Source organism: Exiguobacterium sp. 8A (genome assembly GCF_902506275.1).
GTDB lineage: Bacteria > Bacillota > Bacilli > Exiguobacteriales > Exiguobacteriaceae > Exiguobacterium > Exiguobacterium profundum.
In genome coordinates this window covers 1,210,088-1,229,815 of sequence record NZ_LR733630.1, presented here as the reverse complement: position 1 = coordinate 1,229,815, position 19,728 = coordinate 1,210,088, and the positions used below count along the sequence as shown (strand labels likewise).

Here is a 19,728-nt window from a genome sequence, read left to right as displayed (position 1 = left end):
CTTTTTTTCGGACGTTCGTTATACTAGATGGAGAGAGCTACACACACGGCTCGGTTGTCAATTTTAAGGGGGCGTCAGCGAGATGGAAGACTTTAAAGGATTAGAAGAATTGATCATCATCAGTGGGATGAGCGGGGCTGGGAAGTCGGTCGCCATGAATAGTTTCGAGGACCTCGGCTATTTTTGTGTCGACAACTTGCCACCGGTGCTCTTGCCACAATTGATTGATGTCATCAGCTCGGTCCGACCGAAAATCGCGGTCGCCATCGATACACGGACACGAGACTTTATCGATAGCTTATTCATCGTCATCGACGATTTGGAAAAAAAGAATGTGCATCCGCACCTGTTGTATTTAGAGACGCGGGACGACGTGCTCGTTCGCCGTTATAAAGAGACGCGACGGTCCCATCCGCTCGCACCGGAAGATGCGCCACTTGTCGGCATCAAGATGGAGCGCGAACTGTTAGAAGGTTTCCGTGATCGGGCTCACACGCTGTATGATACGAGCGAATTGAAGCCTCAGATGTTGAAGGACCGCATCCTCCAACAATTCAATGAAGAACGGATCCCGTTCACAGTCAACTTCATGTCATTCGGTTTCAAACATGGGGTTCCGCTCGATATCGACTTGTTGTTCGACGTTCGCTTCATCACGAACCCATTCTATATCCCTGAGCTCCGTCCACTCACGGGTCAGACGACAGAAGTACAGGAATACGTCATGTCTCATCCGGAGGCACGAGCATTTTATAAAAAGTTGATCGACATGCTCGAGTTCCTTCTCCCGCAATATAAACGGGAAGGCAAGACGCAAGTCGTCGTGGCATTCGGTTGCACCGGTGGGAAGCATCGGTCGATTACCTTCGCTGAGAAAGTGTCGGAGCACTTTGCTGAACGTTATAATGTGAAGACGGTCCACCGAGACCTCGCTCACGCGACGAAGGAGAAGTGACATGAGACGAGATCGGAAAGTAGTCGCTATCGGGGGAGGGACAGGATTGTCCACTCTCGTTCGTGGGTTGAAACATTATCCACTCGATATCACGGCAATCGTCACGGTCGGGGACGACGGGGGGAGCTCGGGACGTCTTCGTGACGAGTTTCATATGTTGCCTCCGGGCGATATCCGTAATGTCATCTTGGCATTGTCGGAAGTCGAACCGTTAATGGATAAGATTTTACAATACCGCTTCGATACGGGATTTGGTTTAGAAGGGCATTCCCTTGGAAACTTGATGCTCACGGCGGCGACCCACATCTGCGAAGGCTCGTTTGTCAAAGCGATCGATGTCATGTCGCAGCTCTTGAACGCACAAGGAAAAGTATTGCCGGTGACTGAGACGCTCATGACCCTCGCAGCCGAGTTTGAGGACGGCACCATCGTCCAAGGGGAATCTAAGATCCCCCTTCATGAGCAACCGATCAAACGGATGTTTTTACTCGAAGAAGGCATTGAACCGGCCCCGGGCGTCGTCGAGGCGATTGAAGAGGCAGATGTCATCGTGCTCGGTCCAGGGAGTCTCTATACGAGTATCATCCCGAACTTGCTCATCCCAGCTGTACGGGAAGCCATCATCCGCTCGAAAGTCCCGGTCGTCTATATTTGTAACGTGATGACGCAACCAGGTGAGACGAAAGGCTATGACGCGATGAAACACTTGAAAGTCATCGAGTCGTACCTTGGGAAGGCATCGATTGACACGATTGTCGTCAACAACGAACCGATTGAAGAAGAGTATTTGGAGCGTTACCGTGAGGATGGATCGGAAGAGGTCCGTTTCGATCGGAAGAAGCTCCGGAACTATGGCACGAACGTTCTCGCTGGGGACATCGTCGACTATAATCGGGAGTATATCCGTCATGATTCCGACGCCATCGCCGGACTCGTCATGCAGCGGGTACTCCGCATCAAGAAGCCGCGCTCATTTCAAGAATTGGAACTGAAATAAAGATTGTTGGAAAGATAGAAAGGAGGGGGACTCGATGAGCTTTGCCTCAGATGTGAAGAAAGAATTGACACAACTCGAAGTGACCGACACGGAAGCGAAAGCGGAACTGTCGGCACTCGTTCGGATGAACGGGGTCATCTCGCTCGCCCTTGGACGAGGTATGACCTTAGATGTCTCGACGGAGAACGCCTCGATCGCCCGGCGGATTTACTCGTTGATGAAACGCCTTTACGACCATCCGTTAGACTTGTTCGTACGGAAGAAAATGCGTTTGAAAAAGAACAACGTCTACATCGTCCGAGTGTCACAGCATGCGGAAACGATGCTTCGGGATCTTGAGATCCTCGGAGAGAATTACGAGATGATTCGGACACTGAACTCGGATATGACGGGGGACGAGAACTTAGCGCGCGCTTACTTGCGTGGCGCCTTCCTCGCAGGCGGGTCAATCAACCATCCGAAAACGTCCTCGTACCACCTCGAAATCTATAGCTTGTACGAAAACCATAACCAGGCACTACGTGATTTAGCGAACCGGTTTGAGTTGAATGCGAAGACGCTCGAACGGAAAAAAGGGCATATCCTGTATATGAAAGAAAGTGAAAAGATTTCGGACTTCCTCAAGTTGATCGGGGCGACCCGGGGTATGTTGGAGTTCGAAGACGCACGAATCATCAAAGATATGCGAAACTCCGTCAACCGTCTCGTCAACTGTGAGACGGCCAACTTGAACAAGACGGTCGGTGCGGCATTGCGCCAAGTCGAGAACATCAAGTTCTTGGAGCGGACGGTCGGACTCGACGTCTTACCGAAAAAATTGCGGGAAATCGCCGAACTGCGCGTCACGCATCAAGACGTCTCGTTACAGGAGCTCGGGGAGATGCTCGAGTCCGGTCCGATCTCGAAGTCAGGAATCAACCATAGACTTCGTAAAATTGACCAGATTGCCGAGCGCGTGCGCAGCGGCGATGAGATCGCATCCTCGTGATGCGGTTGCGCCAAAACCATTCTTCCTATATAATAAGCAATTGTGTATAGGTTTTATGAAAAGCGAGTAAAAGGAGCTTCATCATTATGTCGAATGAAAAGAAAAGATTATCGCTCACGATTGACGCTAAGCTCGACCAGGTCATCACAGAGCGTGCTAAAGAAATCGGAATTCCGAAAAGTGCACTCGTCACGTTCGCTACAAGCCTCTTCTTGAACCAGCTTCGTGCGGAAGAGTTGTTGAACGGGGACAAGAACGCAATCTACGAAGTCATTCGTAAAGACTACGAGTTGCTCACGAGCGTAAAGAATCTAGATAACTAAGTGAAAGGTTGACTCCGGTCAGCCTTTTTTAGTTGCATCTCTTTCAGAAATTTGGAATAGTGGTGATAATGAATTGGAACGGAGGTCGATCAAATGGGTCAAATCTTACTCATCCTACTGCTACAACTAATCTACGTTCCGGTGTTAACGCTCCGGACGATCATGCTCGTGAAAGGGAAGACCGTTATCGCTGGTCTATTCGGAACGTTAGAAACGCTAATCTATATTTTTGCGCTCGGCATCGTGTTCCAGGATCTGACGACGGTAGGTATGATCGTGTATGCGGTCGGCTTCGGGCTCGGAATCTTACTTGGCGGTTTCGTCGAACGAAAACTCGCCATCGGTTACAACATGATTCAAGTCCATACGAAAGAATATCCAGCGGAACTCATCCAACAGATGCGTGACAACGGATATGGAGTTACGCATTATCAAGGGCAAGGACGTGACGGGGTCCGTTACCGTCTTGACGTATTGGCGGCCCGTACCCGGATGAAAGAACTGCGTGAACTCGTCGAGAAGCATGAACCGAAAGCGTTCCTCGTCGCATTTGACCCAATCGACTTCAAAGGCGGTTATATGATGAAAGGACTGCGTCGCCCGAAATGACGCACAAGACTCACGAAAGTGGGTCTTTTTTTGTTAGAGTAGGGATTTTATCTCGTGACAGGGAACTAGTGAAGAAAGGAGATGAGACCGTGAAACGAAATCGACGTGTGTGGATGATCTTACTGTTTGTACTTGTCGGGGCGGGAATCGTTTATTTCGCCATGACCTTATTTGGGGATGGAGAGGACAGTGTCAAGCCGCCGCTTCCAACGATTCGGGTTGGTTCGGTATCGGCAGAAGTGGAACAATCGACGTACTGTTGGGAGACCGGCAATCAAGCGACATGCGCCGATTACGGACTACCGGAAGCGGACGATCTTCAACTGATCACTGTCAAACCGGGAGACCGGATCGATGTCGTCTATCATGCAGAACCGATGACATCGAGTTTCAATCGAATCGAGGATGGAGAACTCGTCTCTTCCGAACTCGTCGTTCCGGATGAGCCGGGCATCTATCTCTATGAAGTCGGCGGAGAGTGGTCGCAAGGAGATAGCCGATACGTCTTCGGTGTCCGGGTCCCTGAAAACTAATGATTGACCTGCCTCTAAGGGGCGACTGTACAGTGAAAGTAGGAGGTGGGGAAACCGTGATTCCAATCGGAAGAGTCGCCCATGTGACCGGATTGTCGGTCAAGGCGATCAAATTTTATGAAGCGCGCGGATTGGTCCGCCCGACGCGGACCGAGAATCAGTATCGAATGTACGGGATGGAAGAGATTCGACGGTTAAGTGAAATCAAACGATTACGTCAAATTGGACTCCGTCTAGAACAAATTCAATCGGGTCTACCGGTTGATACATTACTAGAAACACGATTGGATGAAGTCCAGGCAGAAATCGAACGACTTCATCGAATCGAGAGGCAGATTCGATTGATGCAATCAGGAGGGAACGACATGAAGATTCGATATGAGATGTTGAATGAAGCCATTTCCGTCTATGGATATGGTGGTACGTTAGAGGAGATCCCGAACATGTGGGCCAAGCTTCAACCAGAATTGACGACAGACGAGTCGTACGGGGTCTGTCTCCCGCAGGAGAACGGTTATGTCGCGGGGATGACGAAGCCGGTGTCGGGAGAAAGTGCGCGAAGTGTCGAACTGACGAAAGGGAACTATATCGTCGCGACGGTGGAGGGAGGCATCCCGATGATTCCGTCTACGTATGAGCAGCTAGTAAACGTTCCAGATGTGACGCTACGAGACGCGGTCGACTTCGAGCGCTATATTCACGGGCAAGGTGGAGCGGACGACATCATTGAGATTTGGATGCCCATCGAATAGAAAAAAGAACGCATCCATCGATGCGTTCTTTTTTTAGAGGAAATGATGGAGATGTAACGTATTTTTAGCTTGCTCCGGAGTGAGATGGAAGGCGTGCGCAGTAGCGCCCTCTAGTAAACTCTGTTCAATTGGCTCTAATTCATATGTGTAAATCCCGTCCTCGAAGTCGGGAGTTCCGATGATGTTGACAGGAATCGGTTGGTCCTGCGATTTCATCAGAATGGAGAACTGTAAAAAATCGTTCGGCGGTAAAAACAAGGTCGTATATAATTTGAACGACTTACGATCTTCCATTGACACTAGGGCAGGTGCTCGACCCAAATCGGACGTGAACGATTGGATGCGAGAAAAAATCATTTGAACGGGAATCAACATCGTGTGACCTTCGAGTGAACTCACTTCTGTCGGAGGTAAATACGTTTGATCAAGGAGACGAATCATCTGCTCGCTCTCGACCGGTGGACTGAAGAGATAACCTTGGATCGTTTGGACACCATGGTCCCGCAACCAATTCAAATCACGGAAACATTCGACACCTTCGACGACGATATCCATGCCAAATTCTTTTGCGATATACATCAAGCTACGGACGATGGCTTGTGACTTCACATTTTGATGGATGCCGTGTGCGAAAATTCGGTCGATCTTCATGATTTGGATATTATAATCCTGTACGTACGCGAGTGAAGAATAACCGGTACCGAAGTCGTCAAATGACACGGTGATGCCGAATGAATTCAATGTCTCAAACACTGACTTCATTCGATCTCGGTTCTCCAATAGCGTCGATTCTGGAATTTCGATTTCTAAATAATGAGGTAGGATGTTGTGTCTCGTATAGGATTGTTGAATTTGTTGCATGTAGTTATCTAGATAGAAATAGGAAGCCGGAATGTTTATTGAAATCGGGATGCATGTCGGAAGCTGATTCATAAATCGACAGACTTCCTCGATTAAAAAGTCCGTCAATTCCACAATCTGTTGGTTGTGCTCAATCAACGGAATAAATTCAGCAGGCGAGATGGGTCCCCAAGTTGGATGTGTCCAGCGCATCAGTGCCTCAGCGCCAACAATTTCACCGGTCCACGCATGGACTTTCGGTTGATAGACAACAAACAGCTCCCTATTTTTGATGGCGGTGCGTAAATCATTGATCAACGTATAGCGACGCAAGGATGGCAAATCGACGCTCGATGAATAGAACGCCAGATTGGAATGTCCCTGTGTGTAAGCGTGATTTGTCACCTGAACGGTATGGGCAATCAGTTCGTTCGCCGTCATCCCGTCATGTGGGGAGCGACAGACACCGACGGAAACGTGTGGGAAGATTTCATACTCACTGATGCTGTAAGCGCGTTCGGACAAGGTGGTCAACTTTTCACCGAAACGCCGGACTCTCTCATCGGTCCAATAACTAGGAATCACGATGCAATATAAATCTTCATGAATGACAGCTAATAAGGCATCCTCAGGAACGTAAGGTTGGAGCGTGCCAATCGTTACGGCATTCCATTCATCCGCTAATTCAAAGCCTAGTGTTTGTTTGACCTCCGCATAGTGATTGAAGGAAATTCCAATCATCGTGACGGATTGCGCCTCTTCTAGTAGTTCTTCGATATGTGTCTTTAACGTATCTCGATTGGCAATTCCCGTAATCGGGTCAACTGTCCGTAATGTGGTGATTTCTTGCTCCTGTTCTTGCAGTCGCGTAATATTTTTCAAATAGGAGCGGTAACCGGTTACATTTTTATTCTGATCCCAGATAGGGTCACGCTTTTCTTCCACCCACTTCAATTCATCCTTTACATAAACACGATATATGTAAGTAGCGGATTCTCCTTGTAACGTCTCATGACGTGATGAGGTGAGTAGTTCCAAATCTTCTGGATGAAGAAACTGCTTCCAAAATTCGAGCGTGATATCAGAAGGCTCAATCTCAAATCCAATCATACGGAATAGACCAGGAGAGATGTGTTGGAACGTATCGCTCTGAAAATCAAACTCCATCATCCCGGCTTCGATAAACTGATTGAATTTCTCAATCTTCTCATTGTCAGTTTGGTAGACCGATTGATCCATCACCGCGCATGTAAGTAGTTTTCGATCCATAGATAAATGGCTACGTACGACATAATGGTGGTATTGCGATTCTTCTAAATGAAAGATTCGAACAACAGACTCCCGCATCTCAATCTCAGGGTCGATCATCAACTCACCAAGAATCTTTAAATACACATTTAAATCATCTGGATGGAGTAACTGTTTGAAGAGTAGCGGTGTATGTGTATCCGATGAAATAGTGCTAAGTCCGAACATATCTTTCAATGATCCAAATGTCTCGAAATAGTGAGTCTCTAAATTGAACTCAAAGAGGGCGAGACCGTGAATGTCGCCGAAGACTTGACGATAAGCATCAAAGCGCATGCGTTCTTGTGCGAGCTCATTTTCATATGTTCGCTCCATCACCGAGAACACCAAGGTAATCTCAGGGTGAACAGAAATAGGGACGGGCATCAATTGAAATAGACGATTCGACGGTTGAAGACGAACTTGAATCCCATCGTGTAACGAAGTCATGGATTCCGCAAAAGGGTCCAATTCGTTTGACAGTATTTCAACAAATTCTTCGATGGATTCTGAAAGCAACTTTTCGAACGAAGGGTTGACGAACCAAATTTCATCATCTTTAGTAAGAGCACATATGGCTTCAGGTGAATGCATCCAATATTCCGGTAATGAAGCATGATTATCCGAATCATCAAACGGAATAATTGAACTGAAATGTAATAATTTTTTCAAAATAAACCTCCCGATTTGGTCTACATTATCTATATATTCCTATTTATTATAGGTCTCTTGTTCAGAAAATAGGGTCAATATCTTTTTAACTTGCAGGTTTCAGAAGTCAATAAAAAAGACACACATCCAATTAGGATTGTGTGTCTTTCGGAAAATTAACGTGTCATGACTTTGTCGATGAGACCGTAGTCTTTCGCTTGGTCAGCTGCCATGAAGTAGTCACGCTCTGTATCGCGCTCGATGACTTCAAGAGGCTGTCCAGTGTTTTCTGCCATGATTTGGTTCAACTTCTCGCGCATCTTGATGATGCGTTCTGCGTGAATCTTGATGTCTGACGCTTGGCCTTGTGTGCCGCCGAGCGGTTGGTGAATCATGATTTCTGCGTTCGGTAATGCGAAGCGTTTTCCTTTTTCACCGGCTTGGAGCAAGAAGGCACCCATCGATGCAGCCATTCCGATACAAATCGTCGACACGTTCGGCTTGATGAAGTTCATCGTGTCATAGATCGCCATACCCGCTGTGATCGAACCACCTGGGCTGTTGATGTAGAGTGAGATGTCCTTTTCTGGGTCCTCAGCCGCAAGGAAGAGGAGCTGTGCGACGATTGAGTTCGCGACGTTGTCGTCAATCGCACTTCCGAGAAGGATGATGCGGTCTTTAAGCAAGCGTGAGTAGATGTCATACGCGCGCTCCCCACGGCCTGTCTGTTCGATAACTGTTGGAATTAACATTGAATCTGCCTCCTTTATGTAGGTTGTAATTTCATCATACCTGTATAGTCAATGATGGTCAAACGATAGTCATCGTTTTTCACCTATTCCACGATTTTCTTATCGTGAAACGAAAAAGAGGCCAGGCAATCTGCCTGACCTCTACATCTGATACACCCGGAGAGATTCGAACTCCCGACACCTGGCACCGGAAACCAGTGCTCTATCCCCTGAGCTACGGGTGCATATCTGTGACACGAATTTATTATACATTTGTTTTATTGAAAAAGCAATCCTGTTCACATAGCTTTTTTGAGCGCGACGGAAGCGGGTTCGATACAATAGAAAAGAGGGGGGAGAACGATGCAACGGCAGGAGCAAAAACAAATCCAGCAACAACAGATGACGCAAGACCTCGTGCAGCGGTTACCGGTCCTTGAGGCGGACCGTCTTGCGCTCGCATTCCGGCTGGCGCGTCTTGCACGACATAACACGAACATTCAAATCGGGAGCGGGGGCATCGATTGGATTGCAGATGCGGCGAGCTCGTTTGAGGAGAAGCTGTTCACACAGATTTATGAGGGTAGCGGCAGTGAGGATGAGAAAGCGTTGCGACGACAACTCGTCCTCTTGCTCGACCACCGGGGATTATTGCCGGATGCGAATGAGGTGTTGGCGACACGACTCGGTGTCGACGTCACTCGAATCGAACAGGCGAGGCAGGCGCTTTTATTTCTTGAACCGACGGGGATCGGGGCGAGAACAGAACGGGAGTGTCAATATCGACATGCGATCGAACATGAGGACCCTCGCATCGTCGATGTATTCGAAGCGATTGAGAGTGGGGTGAGTCCTCAACAGATGACGACTGCTCTTGCTATTTCAGAGGAGGAATTGGCAAGACTGGAACGAATCGTCGCGACACTTCCGAAACGTCCTCTACTATATGAAGAAACGGGTCACGTGTTTCCGGAAGTCGAGGTACGCTATGAAGAGGGGACACTCGTCACGACGTGGCTCAGTCCGGAACTCGACGAGACGCGTGTCGGGAATGACCGTGAGGCGAAATGGTGGATGACGTCCCTTTCGATGCGGAACGAAACGCTGCGTGAGATTTGGTCAATCATTGAAGCACGTCAGACCGAGTGGCTCAAAGGGGAACTTGTCCTTAATCCGTTGACCCGACGGACGGTCGCGCAGCTCATCGGAAAACATGAATCGACGGTCGGACGAGCCATCCAAGGGAAGTTCGCCAAGACCGAGAGTGGCATCATGGAATGGCGACACTTTTTTGTTCGGTCTACAAGTCGCGGGCATTCACCATTTATGATTAAACGGGCACTCGCAGAACTGATTCAACGAGAGAAGGCACCACAAAGTGATCAGGCGCTTGCGAATGAATTGATTCGATACGGTTATCAAGTGACCCGGCGGACGGTGACGAACTATCGGGAAGAGCTTGGATTCGGTAATTCGCGCGAGCGCGAGCGACAGGTATGGAAGGGATGACGGAAATGAAACTTACTTTATATAAACGTGATAATTGCTCACTATGTGACGAGGCGGTCGTCATGCTCGAATGGTTACAGGAAGATTACCCGATCGAACTCGAACAGATCGACATCACCGGGGATGAGGTGCTCGAGGCAAAGTACCTCTTTGAAATCCCCGTTCTCATACATGAAGGTGTGGTCATCAGTCAAGGGCGATATGATGACAACAAAGTTGAAGATTTTGTTAAGTATACGCTTACATCGAAAAAAAACGTTTGAAGGGGTTGCCAGACGGAAAAGTGATTGATAAGATGAACTCGTAGCGGTGGGACGCAAATAAAAAAGTGGGACAAAAGTTGTCCACACTGAAAGTCGAGGGGGTATGAGCATGATCCAGCAACTGATTCACGTTCAGAAGCAAATTGTCCCTGACCTGCTCGATACGCTCCGACATCGTTACGATATCTTACATTATGTCCGCTTGATGCAGCCGATTGGCCGCAGGACACTCGCAACGAGCTTGGGACTGACCGAACGGGTACTCAGACGAGAAGTCGACTTTTTGAAAGATCAAGGTCTTCTTTACGTCGCTACTCAAGGAATTTCCCTCAGTGAGACGGGACGAAACGTCTTACGAGACTTGCACGAGATCATGGGAGAACTTCTCGGGATCTCAGAAGTGGCAAGAGAGCTCGAAGAGAAATTAGGGGTTCGCCAAGTCGTCATCGTACCGGGTGACTCGGATGAGACATTCTGGGTCCAACGCGATATCGGACGGGCGGCGGTCACGCAACTAAAAGCGCGGCTCGCACCGGATGATAATGTGATTGCGGTAACGGGAGGAACGACGATGGCATCGGTCGCGGCGATGATGTCGCCCGATAAAAAAGAACGCCCGATGCATTTCGTGCCCGCACGCGGAGGTCTCGGCGAAACGCTTGAACTTCAGGCGAACACCGTCTGTTCACGCATGGCGGACCGGGCCCACGCAGACTATCATCTTCTACATATTCCGGATGAAGTATCACAAGAAACGTTCGACCGGATGGTGGAGGAACCTAGCATCAAAAATGTGTTGGAAATGATTAGAGCGGCGCGAATTGTGGTACATGGAATTGGTGAGGCAGAAACGATGGCAAAGCGCCGTCACGCATCACCGGAGCATTTGCGGATGATTGAACGGCATGACGCCGTCGCCGAGGCATTCGGATATTATTTCAATGCTGAAGGTGAGATCGTCCATCGCGTCAAGACGGTCGGGATCCAACTCGAAGAGCTGGATGACATGGATGCCGTCATCGCGGTTGCCGGAGGAAAATCGAAGGCACAGGCAATCGCCGCTTATGCGAAACACACGTCGAACATCATCCTCGTCACAGACGAAGGTGCGGCGAAAGAATTATTAACTTGTTATTAAAGAGTTGACCCCCCGTTGGCTCTTCAATAAATAGCTTCTACCCTAAGGAGGAAATTAACATGGCAGTAAAAGTTGGTATTAACGGATTTGGACGTATCGGTCGTTTGGCATTCCGCGAGATCATCAAAAACGAAGGAATCGAAGTTGTTGCAATCAACGACTTGACAGACACGAAGATGCTTGCGCACCTTCTCAAGTATGACACGACTCAAGGTCGTTTCGACGGAGAAGTTGAAGTACACGACGATCACTTCCTCGTAAACGGAGAGAAAGTTATCACGCTTGCTAACCGTAACCCTGAAGAACTTCCATGGGGAGACCTCGGTGTAGACATCGTTCTCGAATGTACTGGATTCTTCACTTCAAAAGAAAAAGCTGAGCTTCACTTGAAAGCTGGCGCGAAGAAAGTTGTTATCTCGGCTCCTGCTACAGGTGACATGAAGACTGTTGTTTACAACACAAACCACGACATCCTCGATGGTACTGAAACAGTTATCTCAGGTGCTTCTTGTACAACAAACTGCTTGGCGCCAATGGCTAAAGTACTTCAAGACCAGTTCGGAATCGTTGAAGGTCTCATGACGACAATCCACGCTTACACTGGCGACCAAAACACGCTTGACGCTCCACACCCGAAAGGTGACTTCCGTCGTGCGCGTGCAGCTGCAGCGAACATCGTTCCTAACACAACAGGTGCTGCGAAAGCAATCGGTCTCGTAATCCCTGAACTTCAAGGAAAACTTGACGGTGCTGCACAACGTGTACCAGTTGCTACAGGTTCACTCACTGAGCTCGTAACTGTACTCGACAAGCAAGTATCTGTTGACGAAGTAAACGCAGCAATGAAAGCAGCAGCGAACGAGTCGTTCGGTTACACAGAAGACGAAATCGTTTCTTCTGACATCGTTGGAATCACATACGGTTCACTCTTCGACGCGACTCAAACGAAAGTAATGACAGTTGGCGACAAGCAACTCGTTAAAACAGTTTCTTGGTACGACAACGAAATGTCTTACACTGCACAATTGGTTCGCACAGTTAAGCACTTCGCTAACATCGCGAAGTAATTTCGTGAACTAAATAGAATCAAATAGGAGCGGAAACAAGAGATTGTTCTCCGCTCTATTTATGAAATGACACGCACGACATATGGAGGCGAAAGTTATGAACAAACAGTCTATTCGTGACATCGATGTAAAAGGGAAACGCGTCTTTTGCCGCGTTGACTTCAACGTTCCACTCAAAGATGGCGTCATCCAAGACGAAACTCGGATCCAAGCCGCACTTCCAACGATCAAGCACTTGCTTGACGGTGGTGCGAAACTCGTCCTTGCGAGCCACCTCGGCCGTCCAAAAGGCGAGAAGAACCCTGAGTTCTCACTTGCTCCAGTAGCGAAGCGTCTCGCTGAGCTCCTCGGAAAAGATGTACCGCTCGTCGAAGAAGCATACGGTCCGGTCGCAGAAGAAGCGGTCGCTAACCTCTCTGAAGGCGATGTCGTCGTTTTAGAGAACGTTCGTTTCTACCCAGGTGAAACGAAAAACGACCCTGAACTTGCAAAAGGATTCGCAGCACTTGCTGACGTATACGTCAACGACGCGTTCGGCGCGGCTCACCGTGCACACGCTTCAACTGAAGGGATTGCGCACCACGTGGACACAGCCGTTGCTGGTCTCTTGATGGAAAAAGAACTTGAAGTTCTCGGTAAAGCTCTTTCAAACCCAGACCGTCCGTTCACGGCGATTATCGGCGGGTCGAAAGTAGCGGATAAGATTGGGGTCATCGACCACCTTCTTGACATCGTTGACACACTCATCATCGGTGGCGGACTCTCGTACACGTTCTCGAAAGCACTCGGGCACGAAGTCGGAACGTCACTCCTTGAAGAGGATAAGCTTGACCTCGCTCGTCAATTCATGAAGAAAGCAGAAGACAAAGGCGTGAAATTCTTGATGCCTGTCGACTGCGTCATCACAAAAGAATTCGGCGAAGAAACGTATGTCGGCCCAGTCGATATCGACTCGATCCCAGCGGATCACATGGGTCTCGATATCGGACCGAAGACAGTCGAACTTTACGCGGACGCGATTCGCGAATCGAAACTTGTCGTATGGAACGGACCGATGGGCGTATTCGAACTCGATAAATACGCAAACGGAACGAAAGGTGTCGCTCAAGCGCTTGCGGACAGCGATGCATACTCAATCATCGGTGGTGGCGACTCAGCAGCTGCGGCAGCCAAGTTTGGTCTTGCTGACAAGATGAGTCACATCTCAACTGGTGGCGGCGCGTCACTCGAATTCATGGAAGGCAAAAAACTTCCAGGTGTCGAGGCGTTGAACGACAAGTAATTTAGAGGAGGGTTATCGATGCGTAAACCGATTATTGCAGGTAACTGGAAAATGAACAAAACACTCTCGGAAGCTGTTGCTTTCGTTGAGGAAGTGAAAAACAACATCCCATCTACTGACAAAGTAGATGCAGCGATTGGTGCTCCAGCACTTTTCCTCGCACCGATGGTAGAAGCAGCTAAAGGGTCAAACTTGAAGCTCGGTGCACAAAACATGTACGACAAAGATAGCGGTGCTTACACTGGCGAAATCAGCCCAGTGATGGTCGCTGACCTCGGTGTGACTTACGTCATCCTCGGTCACTCAGAACGTCGCGAGTACTTCGGTGAGTCGGATGCGTTCATCAACAGCAAAACGAAAAAAGCGTTCGAACACGGTCTTACGCCAATCGTTTGTGTCGGTGAAACACTCGAGGAGCGCGAAGGCGACAAGTTCGAAGAAGTCATCAAAACACAAGTCGAAGGCGGCCTCGCTGACCTTTCTGCTGACCAAGTCAAACAACTCGTCATCGCGTATGAGCCAGTTTGGGCAATCGGTACAGGGAAATCAGCGGACGAAGCAGACGCGCAAAGCTCTTGTAAATATGTTCGCGACGTGGTGAAAGGTCTTTACGGTGAAGACGTAGCGGCTGCAGTACGCATCCAATACGGTGGATCTGTAAAACCAGAGAACATCAAAGAGTATATGGCACAGGAAGATATCGACGGCGCACTCGTCGGCGGTGCTTCACTTGAAGCCGCTTCGTTCCTCAAATTGTTGGAGGCGATTTAAATGGCTAGACCAGTCGCACTCATCATTTTAGATGGTTTCGGGATGCGTGACGAATCGTTCGGAAACGCAGTCATGGCTGCGAACAAACCGAACTTCGATCGCTACTGGGAGCAGTATCCACATACGCTCTTAAACGCAAAAGGCGAGTACGTCGGTCTTCCGGAAGGACAGATGGGGAACTCAGAAGTCGGTCACTTGAACATCGGTGCCGGCCGAGTCGTCTATCAGTCACTCTCACGCGTGAACAACGCAATCAAAGACCGTTCGTTATTCGACCGTCAGGCGATGAACCATTTGGCAGGTCATGTGAAGAAACATGATTCGAGCCTCCATATCATGGGTCTCGTATCAGATGGCGGGATTCACTCGCACATCAATCACATGTTTGCCATCGTTGAGTTCGCAAAACTCCACGGCATCGAAAAAGTGTACATTCACGCGTTCACGGACGGCCGTGACTGTGATCCGAAATCAGGAGCTGGTTTCCTCAAAGAAACAGAAGAAAAGCTTGCTGAACTCGGTGTCGGTCAAGTCGCTAGCGTGTCTGGTCGCTACTATGCCATGGACCGCGACAACCGTTGGGAGCGCGTCGAGAAAGTATACGACGTCCTCGTAAACGGTAAAGGCGAAGTTGGCACGGACCCAGTCGAAGTTCTCAAGAAGTCTTACGAGAACGATTTGACGGATGAGTTTGTGTTACCAACTGTCATCGAAAAAGATGGCAAGCCGGTCGCGACAATCCAGGACAACGATGCCATCATGTTCTTCAACTTCCGTCCGGACCGGGCGATCCAACTCGCAAAAGTGTTCAAAGAGAAAGTCGGCTTCAAAGGCTTCGAACTCTCAAGCAAACATCCAGAGAACATCTTGCTCGTCTCGATGACGAAGTTCTCGGATGAGGTCGACACGGATATCGTCTTCCCACCGGAAGATTTGAAAAACACACTCGGGGAAACGCTCTCTGCACAAGGGTACAAACAACTCCGTGCTGCAGAAACAGAGAAATACCCACACGTCACGTTCTTCTTGAACGGACAAAAAGAACAACCATTCGAAGGTGAGGATCGTCTCCTTGTCCCTTCACCGAAAGTCGCGACGTACGACTTGCAACCAGAAATGAGCGCATATGAGCTCACAGACGGTTTGCTCGAGCGTATCGAGTCAGATGAGTATGATGCATACATCATCAACTTCGCAAACCCGGATATGGTTGGTCACTCAGGGAAGCTTGAGCCGACGAAGAAAGCGATCGAAGCGGTCGACGAATGCCTCGGTAAAGTAGTGGACGCATTACTTGCTAAAGGTGGCGCGGCCATCATCACAGCGGACCACGGGAACGCGGACATCGTCACGAACCCGGATGGCTCACCGATGACGGCGCACACGACGGAACCTGTTCCATGTATCGTCACAAAAGAGGGAGTCGAACTGAAACCAGTTCTCGACGGCGCACTTTGCGACCTCGCCCCAACGCTTCTTCACCTTCTCGGTGGAGAGCAACCAGCTGAAATGACTGGTTCGTCAATCGTTACAAAATAATACAACTATTTTTCAAACGAAAAGGAGCGATTTTTCATGTCAATGATTACAGAAATTTACGCACGCGAGATTTTAGATTCACGCGGTAACCCATCAGTAGAAGTAGAAGTCTTCACAGAAGACGGCGGTTTCGGCCGTGCCCTCGTCCCATCAGGCGCATCAACAGGTGAGCACGAAGCAGTTGAGCTTCGCGATGGCGACAAGTCACGTTACCTCGGTAAAGGTGTCTTGAAAGCAGTTGCGAACGTGAACGACACGATTGCACCAGAACTCATCGGCTACGATGTATTCGACCAAAACGCAATCGATGCGAAAATGATCGAACTCGACGGTACGCCAAACAAAGCAAAACTTGGTGCAAACGCAATCCTCGGTGTATCGATGGCAGCAGCTCACGCAGCAGCAGATGAGCTTGGTCTTCCACTTTACACTTACCTCGGTGGATTCAACGCGAAGACACTTCCAACACCAATGATGAACATCATCAACGGTGGTTCGCACGCGGACAACAACGTGGACTTCCAAGAGTTCATGATCATGCCTGTTGGCGCGCCTACATTCCGTGAAGCGCTCCGTATGGGTGCTGAAGTATTCCACGCCCTCAAATCAGTTCTTTCTGGTATGGGTCTTAACACAGCTGTCGGTGACGAAGGTGGTTTCGCACCAAACTTGAAGTCTAACGAAGAAGCGATCACAGTTATCCTTGAAGCGATCGAAAAAGCTGGTTACAAACCAGGTGAAGACGTCTACCTCGCAATGGACGTTGCATCTTCTGAGTTCTACGACAAATCAACTGGTAAATACGAACTCGCTGGCGAAGGCAAGTCACTCACAACTGCTGAGCTTGTAGACTTCTACGCTGAGCTCGTTGACAAGTACCCAATCCTCTCAATCGAAGATGGTTGTGACGAAAACGACTGGGATGGCCACAAGCTTCTCACAGACAAAATCGGACACAAAGTTCAACTCGTTGGGGATGACCTCTTCGTAACGAACACATCTAAACTTGCTGAAGGTATCGAAAAAGGAATCGCAAACTCGATCCTCATCAAAGTTAACCAAATCGGTACGCTCACAGAAACATTCGACGCGATCGAAATGGCTAAAAAAGCTGGTTACACAGCAGTCGTCTCACACCGTTCTGGTGAAACAGAAGACGCGACAATCGCAGACATCGCTGTTGCGACAAACGCTGGACAAATCAAAACTGGTTCACTTTCACGTACAGACCGTATCGCGAAATACAACCAACTTCTCCGCATCGAAGACATGCTCGGCGATGTAGCGAAATACGACGGCATCAAGTCGTTCTACAACCTCAAAAAATAATTGATTGTTTCAGGCTCGCCAATCGGCGGGCCTGTTTTTTTTGATTTGTGATTTGAATGACCTTCAATTGAGGGTGGGATGACTGGATCGATCGTCTATCCGTCATGCGGCACCGAGGCTTTCCTGCAAGAGTCACGGTACCGCTTCGACGGACGCTAACGCTCTGTGTCGAACTTCTTAGTCATTGAGACCTCGTGTTGTATACTGAACGTGACTGATAAAAAGTAGGGGGAGATTGGATGGACCAATCGAATGAACAAGAAAAAAGGTTGAGTGGCGGGAACGTATCCATCGTTCATCGAAAAGGGAACTACGTCTATCGTTCGCAAAAAGTGGGGAGTGAACGCATCCATTGCTATTTAAAGCATTTGGAGGCGAAGCAACTGTCTGGCGTGCCACGCTTTGTCGGGATCGATGAAACAAGAAGAGAGGTGCTCACTTATATCGAGGGGGAGACGGCAGACTATCCTCTTAAATCTTATATGTGGGCTGATGAGGCGATTCAAGACGTCGCGCGCTTGATGAGACGACTGCATGATGCGTCAATCGATTTTGAATGGACATCCGAATGGGAGCCAATCGATCACACACCACAACCGTTAGAGGTCATCTGTCATAACGACTTCGCTGTCTACAATACAATTTTCCATGAAGGAAAAGTGGCAGGAATCATCGACTTTGATTTGGCTGCGCCAGGTCCGAGAGCTTGGGATATCGTCTATGCCCTTTATACGTTCGTTCCGCTCAGTCGTCGCCATCAAGCTGAAACAGGGGAAGTCATCTATTATGATGCCGATCGAGACGATGCGATCTATAAAGAGCGTGTATCGTTGTTTCTCGAAGCCTATGGTTGGGAGCAAGCGGAGGTCGACTTGTTCGATATGTTACAACGACGGATTGAAGCGCTCTGTCTCTTGATGAAACGAAAAGCTGCGGAAGGAGACGTCGCCTTCCAAAAGATGATTGACGAAGGACATTACGATCATTACCAAGAGGAACTTCGATTTATTCGAACGCATGGACAGAAGTGGTTCTGAAACAATCTGAAGCGGGAATATAGAAAATGAAGCATGAATGGGGAGGCGATTTTCGTGATGATGCTCGGATTTCTTTTCTTGGTATTGCTCATTGGATTCGGCATTTGGTACTATCTCAAATCGCACCGGAATGACGATTGGTCATGACAACATTGTCATGACCTCTCTTTTGTGTCAGTTTGCACAAAATTTGGGTATACTCTCTACATAACGAGTAAAGGAGCCCATGCTTATGACACGAGTACGTAAAGCCATCATCCCAGCCGCCGGTCTCGGCACCCGCTTCCTTCCTGCCACGAAAGCCATGCCAAAAGAAATGTTGCCGATTGTCAACAAGCCGACGATCCAGTTCATCGTCGAGGAAGCCGTCGCTTCAGGCATCGAGGACATCATCATCGTCACGGGGAAGAACAAACGGGCGATTGAAGACCATTTCGACCGTGCGCTCGAACTGGAACAGAACCTCGAATCGAAAGGGAAGACGCGCTTGCTCGAATCGGTCCGACATTCCTCGAATTTGGCGAACATTCACTACATACGCCAACAGGAGCCAAAAGGTCTCGGTCATGCGATTTGGTGCGCCCGGAAGTTTATCGGAGACGAGCCATTCGCCGTCTTGCTCGGGGACGATATTATCGAATCCGATGTGCCGGCAACGAAGCAGTTGATCGACCAATATGAGGCCCACGATCGTTCGATCATCGGGGTGCAGCGTGTCCCGTATGAAATGACGAACCGATATGGTATAATTGACCCGCTTGCCGTCGAAGGGAAGCTCATCCCGGTGCGGACGTTCGTGGAGAAACCGCCCATTGATGAGGCCCCGTCGAACTTCGCCATCCTCGGTCGCTACATCTTGAAACCGGACGTCTTTGAGGCGTTGTCGGGACAAGAGGCGGGAGCCGGGGGTGAGATTCAATTGACGGATGCGATCGCACGCTTGAATGAGGCGCAGACGGTCTTCGCCTACGAATTTGACGGTCGACGTTACGACGTCGGAGAGCCGATTGGGTTCGTCGAGACGACGATTTGCCACGCGCTCAGCGATCCTGATTTAAAAGATGACGTCCATGCCCTATTGAAACGGCTTGTGGACGAACTTGATCAACAGTAAGGTGTGTTATTTT

The 19,728-nt window shown here is 49.0% G+C and carries 19 protein-coding genes and 1 tRNA gene; 17 read left to right on the top strand and 3 right to left on the bottom strand.

All coding sequences use genetic code 11. The features are described 5' to 3' along the window. Positions 1-82 precede the first annotated feature (82 nt). From rapZ to GVY42_RS06265, 7 genes are all read left to right on the top strand, one after another. The gene (gene rapZ, locus GVY42_RS06295) at positions 83-955 is read left to right on the top strand and encodes an RNase adapter RapZ (protein ID WP_031422867.1); all 873 of its coding nucleotides are present in this window, start codon (positions 83-85) and stop codon (positions 953-955) included. A gap of 1 nt (position 956) precedes the next feature. Further along, positions 957-1,952: a gluconeogenesis factor YvcK family protein gene (gene yvcK / locus GVY42_RS06290; protein WP_074036285.1), complete on the top strand. Its 996-nt coding sequence runs from the start codon at positions 957-959 to the stop codon at positions 1,950-1,952. 34 nt (positions 1,953-1,986) lie between these two features. Continuing rightward, a complete protein-coding gene (gene whiA, locus GVY42_RS06285; RefSeq protein WP_159562637.1) occupies positions 1,987-2,940 on the top strand; it encodes a DNA-binding protein WhiA in 954 nt (317 codons plus the stop codon). 86 nt (positions 2,941-3,026) lie between these two features. After that, on the top strand, positions 3,027-3,263 hold the full coding sequence (locus GVY42_RS06280; protein WP_012726920.1) for a hypothetical protein: 237 nt from the start codon (positions 3,027-3,029) through the stop codon (positions 3,261-3,263). A gap of 93 nt (positions 3,264-3,356) precedes the next feature. Next, positions 3,357-3,872, top strand: coding sequence for a DUF2179 domain-containing protein (locus tag GVY42_RS06275; RefSeq protein WP_012726919.1), 516 nt, complete (start codon positions 3,357-3,359; stop codon positions 3,870-3,872). 89 nt (positions 3,873-3,961) lie between these two features. Beyond that, positions 3,962-4,405 (top strand): hypothetical protein, encoded by a 444-nt coding sequence (locus tag GVY42_RS06270; RefSeq protein WP_236548933.1) that lies wholly within the window; start codon positions 3,962-3,964, stop codon positions 4,403-4,405. Between the two features lie 56 nt (positions 4,406-4,461). Then, a complete protein-coding gene (locus GVY42_RS06265; protein ID WP_159562635.1) occupies positions 4,462-5,157 on the top strand; it encodes a MerR family transcriptional regulator in 696 nt (231 codons plus the stop codon). 33 nt (positions 5,158-5,190) lie between these two features. Here GVY42_RS06265 and GVY42_RS06260 read toward each other — a convergent pair whose 3' ends face one another. The 3 genes from GVY42_RS06260 to GVY42_RS06250 form a co-directional block, all read right to left on the bottom strand. Next, positions 5,191-7,956: a bifunctional diguanylate cyclase/phosphodiesterase gene (locus GVY42_RS06260; RefSeq protein WP_159562634.1), complete on the bottom strand. Its 2,766-nt coding sequence runs from the start codon at positions 7,954-7,956 to the stop codon at positions 5,191-5,193. Positions 7,957-8,111: 155 nt separating this feature from the next. Then, the gene (gene clpP, locus GVY42_RS06255; protein ID WP_012726916.1) at positions 8,112-8,687 is read right to left on the bottom strand and encodes an ATP-dependent Clp endopeptidase proteolytic subunit ClpP; all 576 of its coding nucleotides are present in this window, start codon (positions 8,685-8,687) and stop codon (positions 8,112-8,114) included. A 151-nt stretch (positions 8,688-8,838) separates the two neighbouring features. Beyond that, positions 8,839-8,911, bottom strand: a tRNA-Arg gene (locus GVY42_RS06250). 118 nt (positions 8,912-9,029) lie between these two features. On the opposite strand from GVY42_RS06250, the gene GVY42_RS06245 reads away from it, so the two are divergent. The 10 genes from GVY42_RS06245 (at position 9,030) to galU (ending at position 19,715) form a co-directional block, all read left to right on the top strand. Then, positions 9,030-10,175, top strand: a complete 1,146-nt coding sequence (locus GVY42_RS06245; RefSeq protein WP_159562633.1) for a Fis family transcriptional regulator — start codon at positions 9,030-9,032, stop codon at positions 10,173-10,175. Positions 10,176-10,180: 5 nt separating this feature from the next. Then, positions 10,181-10,438: a glutaredoxin family protein gene (locus GVY42_RS06240; RefSeq protein ID WP_230872831.1), complete on the top strand. Its 258-nt coding sequence runs from the start codon at positions 10,181-10,183 to the stop codon at positions 10,436-10,438. A 109-nt stretch (positions 10,439-10,547) separates the two neighbouring features. After that, positions 10,548-11,576 (top strand): sugar-binding transcriptional regulator, encoded by a 1,029-nt coding sequence (locus GVY42_RS06235; RefSeq protein ID WP_084543053.1) that lies wholly within the window; start codon positions 10,548-10,550, stop codon positions 11,574-11,576. 59 nt (positions 11,577-11,635) lie between these two features. Then, positions 11,636-12,643 carry a type I glyceraldehyde-3-phosphate dehydrogenase gene (gap, locus tag GVY42_RS06230; protein WP_012726912.1) on the top strand — a complete coding sequence of 336 codons (1,008 nt, stop codon included), beginning with the start codon at positions 11,636-11,638 and terminating at the stop codon, positions 12,641-12,643. 97 nt (positions 12,644-12,740) lie between these two features. Continuing rightward, on the top strand, positions 12,741-13,925 hold the full coding sequence (gene pgk / locus GVY42_RS06225; protein ID WP_074036297.1) for a phosphoglycerate kinase: 1,185 nt from the start codon (positions 12,741-12,743) through the stop codon (positions 13,923-13,925). Between the two features lie 18 nt (positions 13,926-13,943). Further along, positions 13,944-14,696: a triose-phosphate isomerase gene (tpiA, locus tag GVY42_RS06220; protein WP_078147302.1), complete on the top strand. Its 753-nt coding sequence runs from the start codon at positions 13,944-13,946 to the stop codon at positions 14,694-14,696. Further along, positions 14,697-16,235, top strand: coding sequence for a 2,3-bisphosphoglycerate-independent phosphoglycerate mutase (gene gpmI, locus GVY42_RS06215; protein ID WP_012726909.1), 1,539 nt, complete (start codon positions 14,697-14,699; stop codon positions 16,233-16,235). It begins immediately after the preceding gene. A 36-nt stretch (positions 16,236-16,271) separates the two neighbouring features. Beyond that, positions 16,272-17,564 carry a phosphopyruvate hydratase gene (gene eno / locus GVY42_RS06210; protein ID WP_012726908.1) on the top strand — a complete coding sequence of 431 codons (1,293 nt, stop codon included), beginning with the start codon at positions 16,272-16,274 and terminating at the stop codon, positions 17,562-17,564. A gap of 239 nt (positions 17,565-17,803) precedes the next feature. Further along, complete coding sequence (locus GVY42_RS06205; protein WP_012726907.1) at positions 17,804-18,601, top strand: phosphotransferase enzyme family protein; 798 nt, start codon at positions 17,804-17,806, stop codon at positions 18,599-18,601. 232 nt (positions 18,602-18,833) lie between these two features. Continuing rightward, complete coding sequence (galU, locus tag GVY42_RS06200; RefSeq protein WP_159562631.1) at positions 18,834-19,715, top strand: UTP--glucose-1-phosphate uridylyltransferase GalU; 882 nt, start codon at positions 18,834-18,836, stop codon at positions 19,713-19,715. The last annotated feature ends 13 nt before the right edge of the window (positions 19,716-19,728 follow it).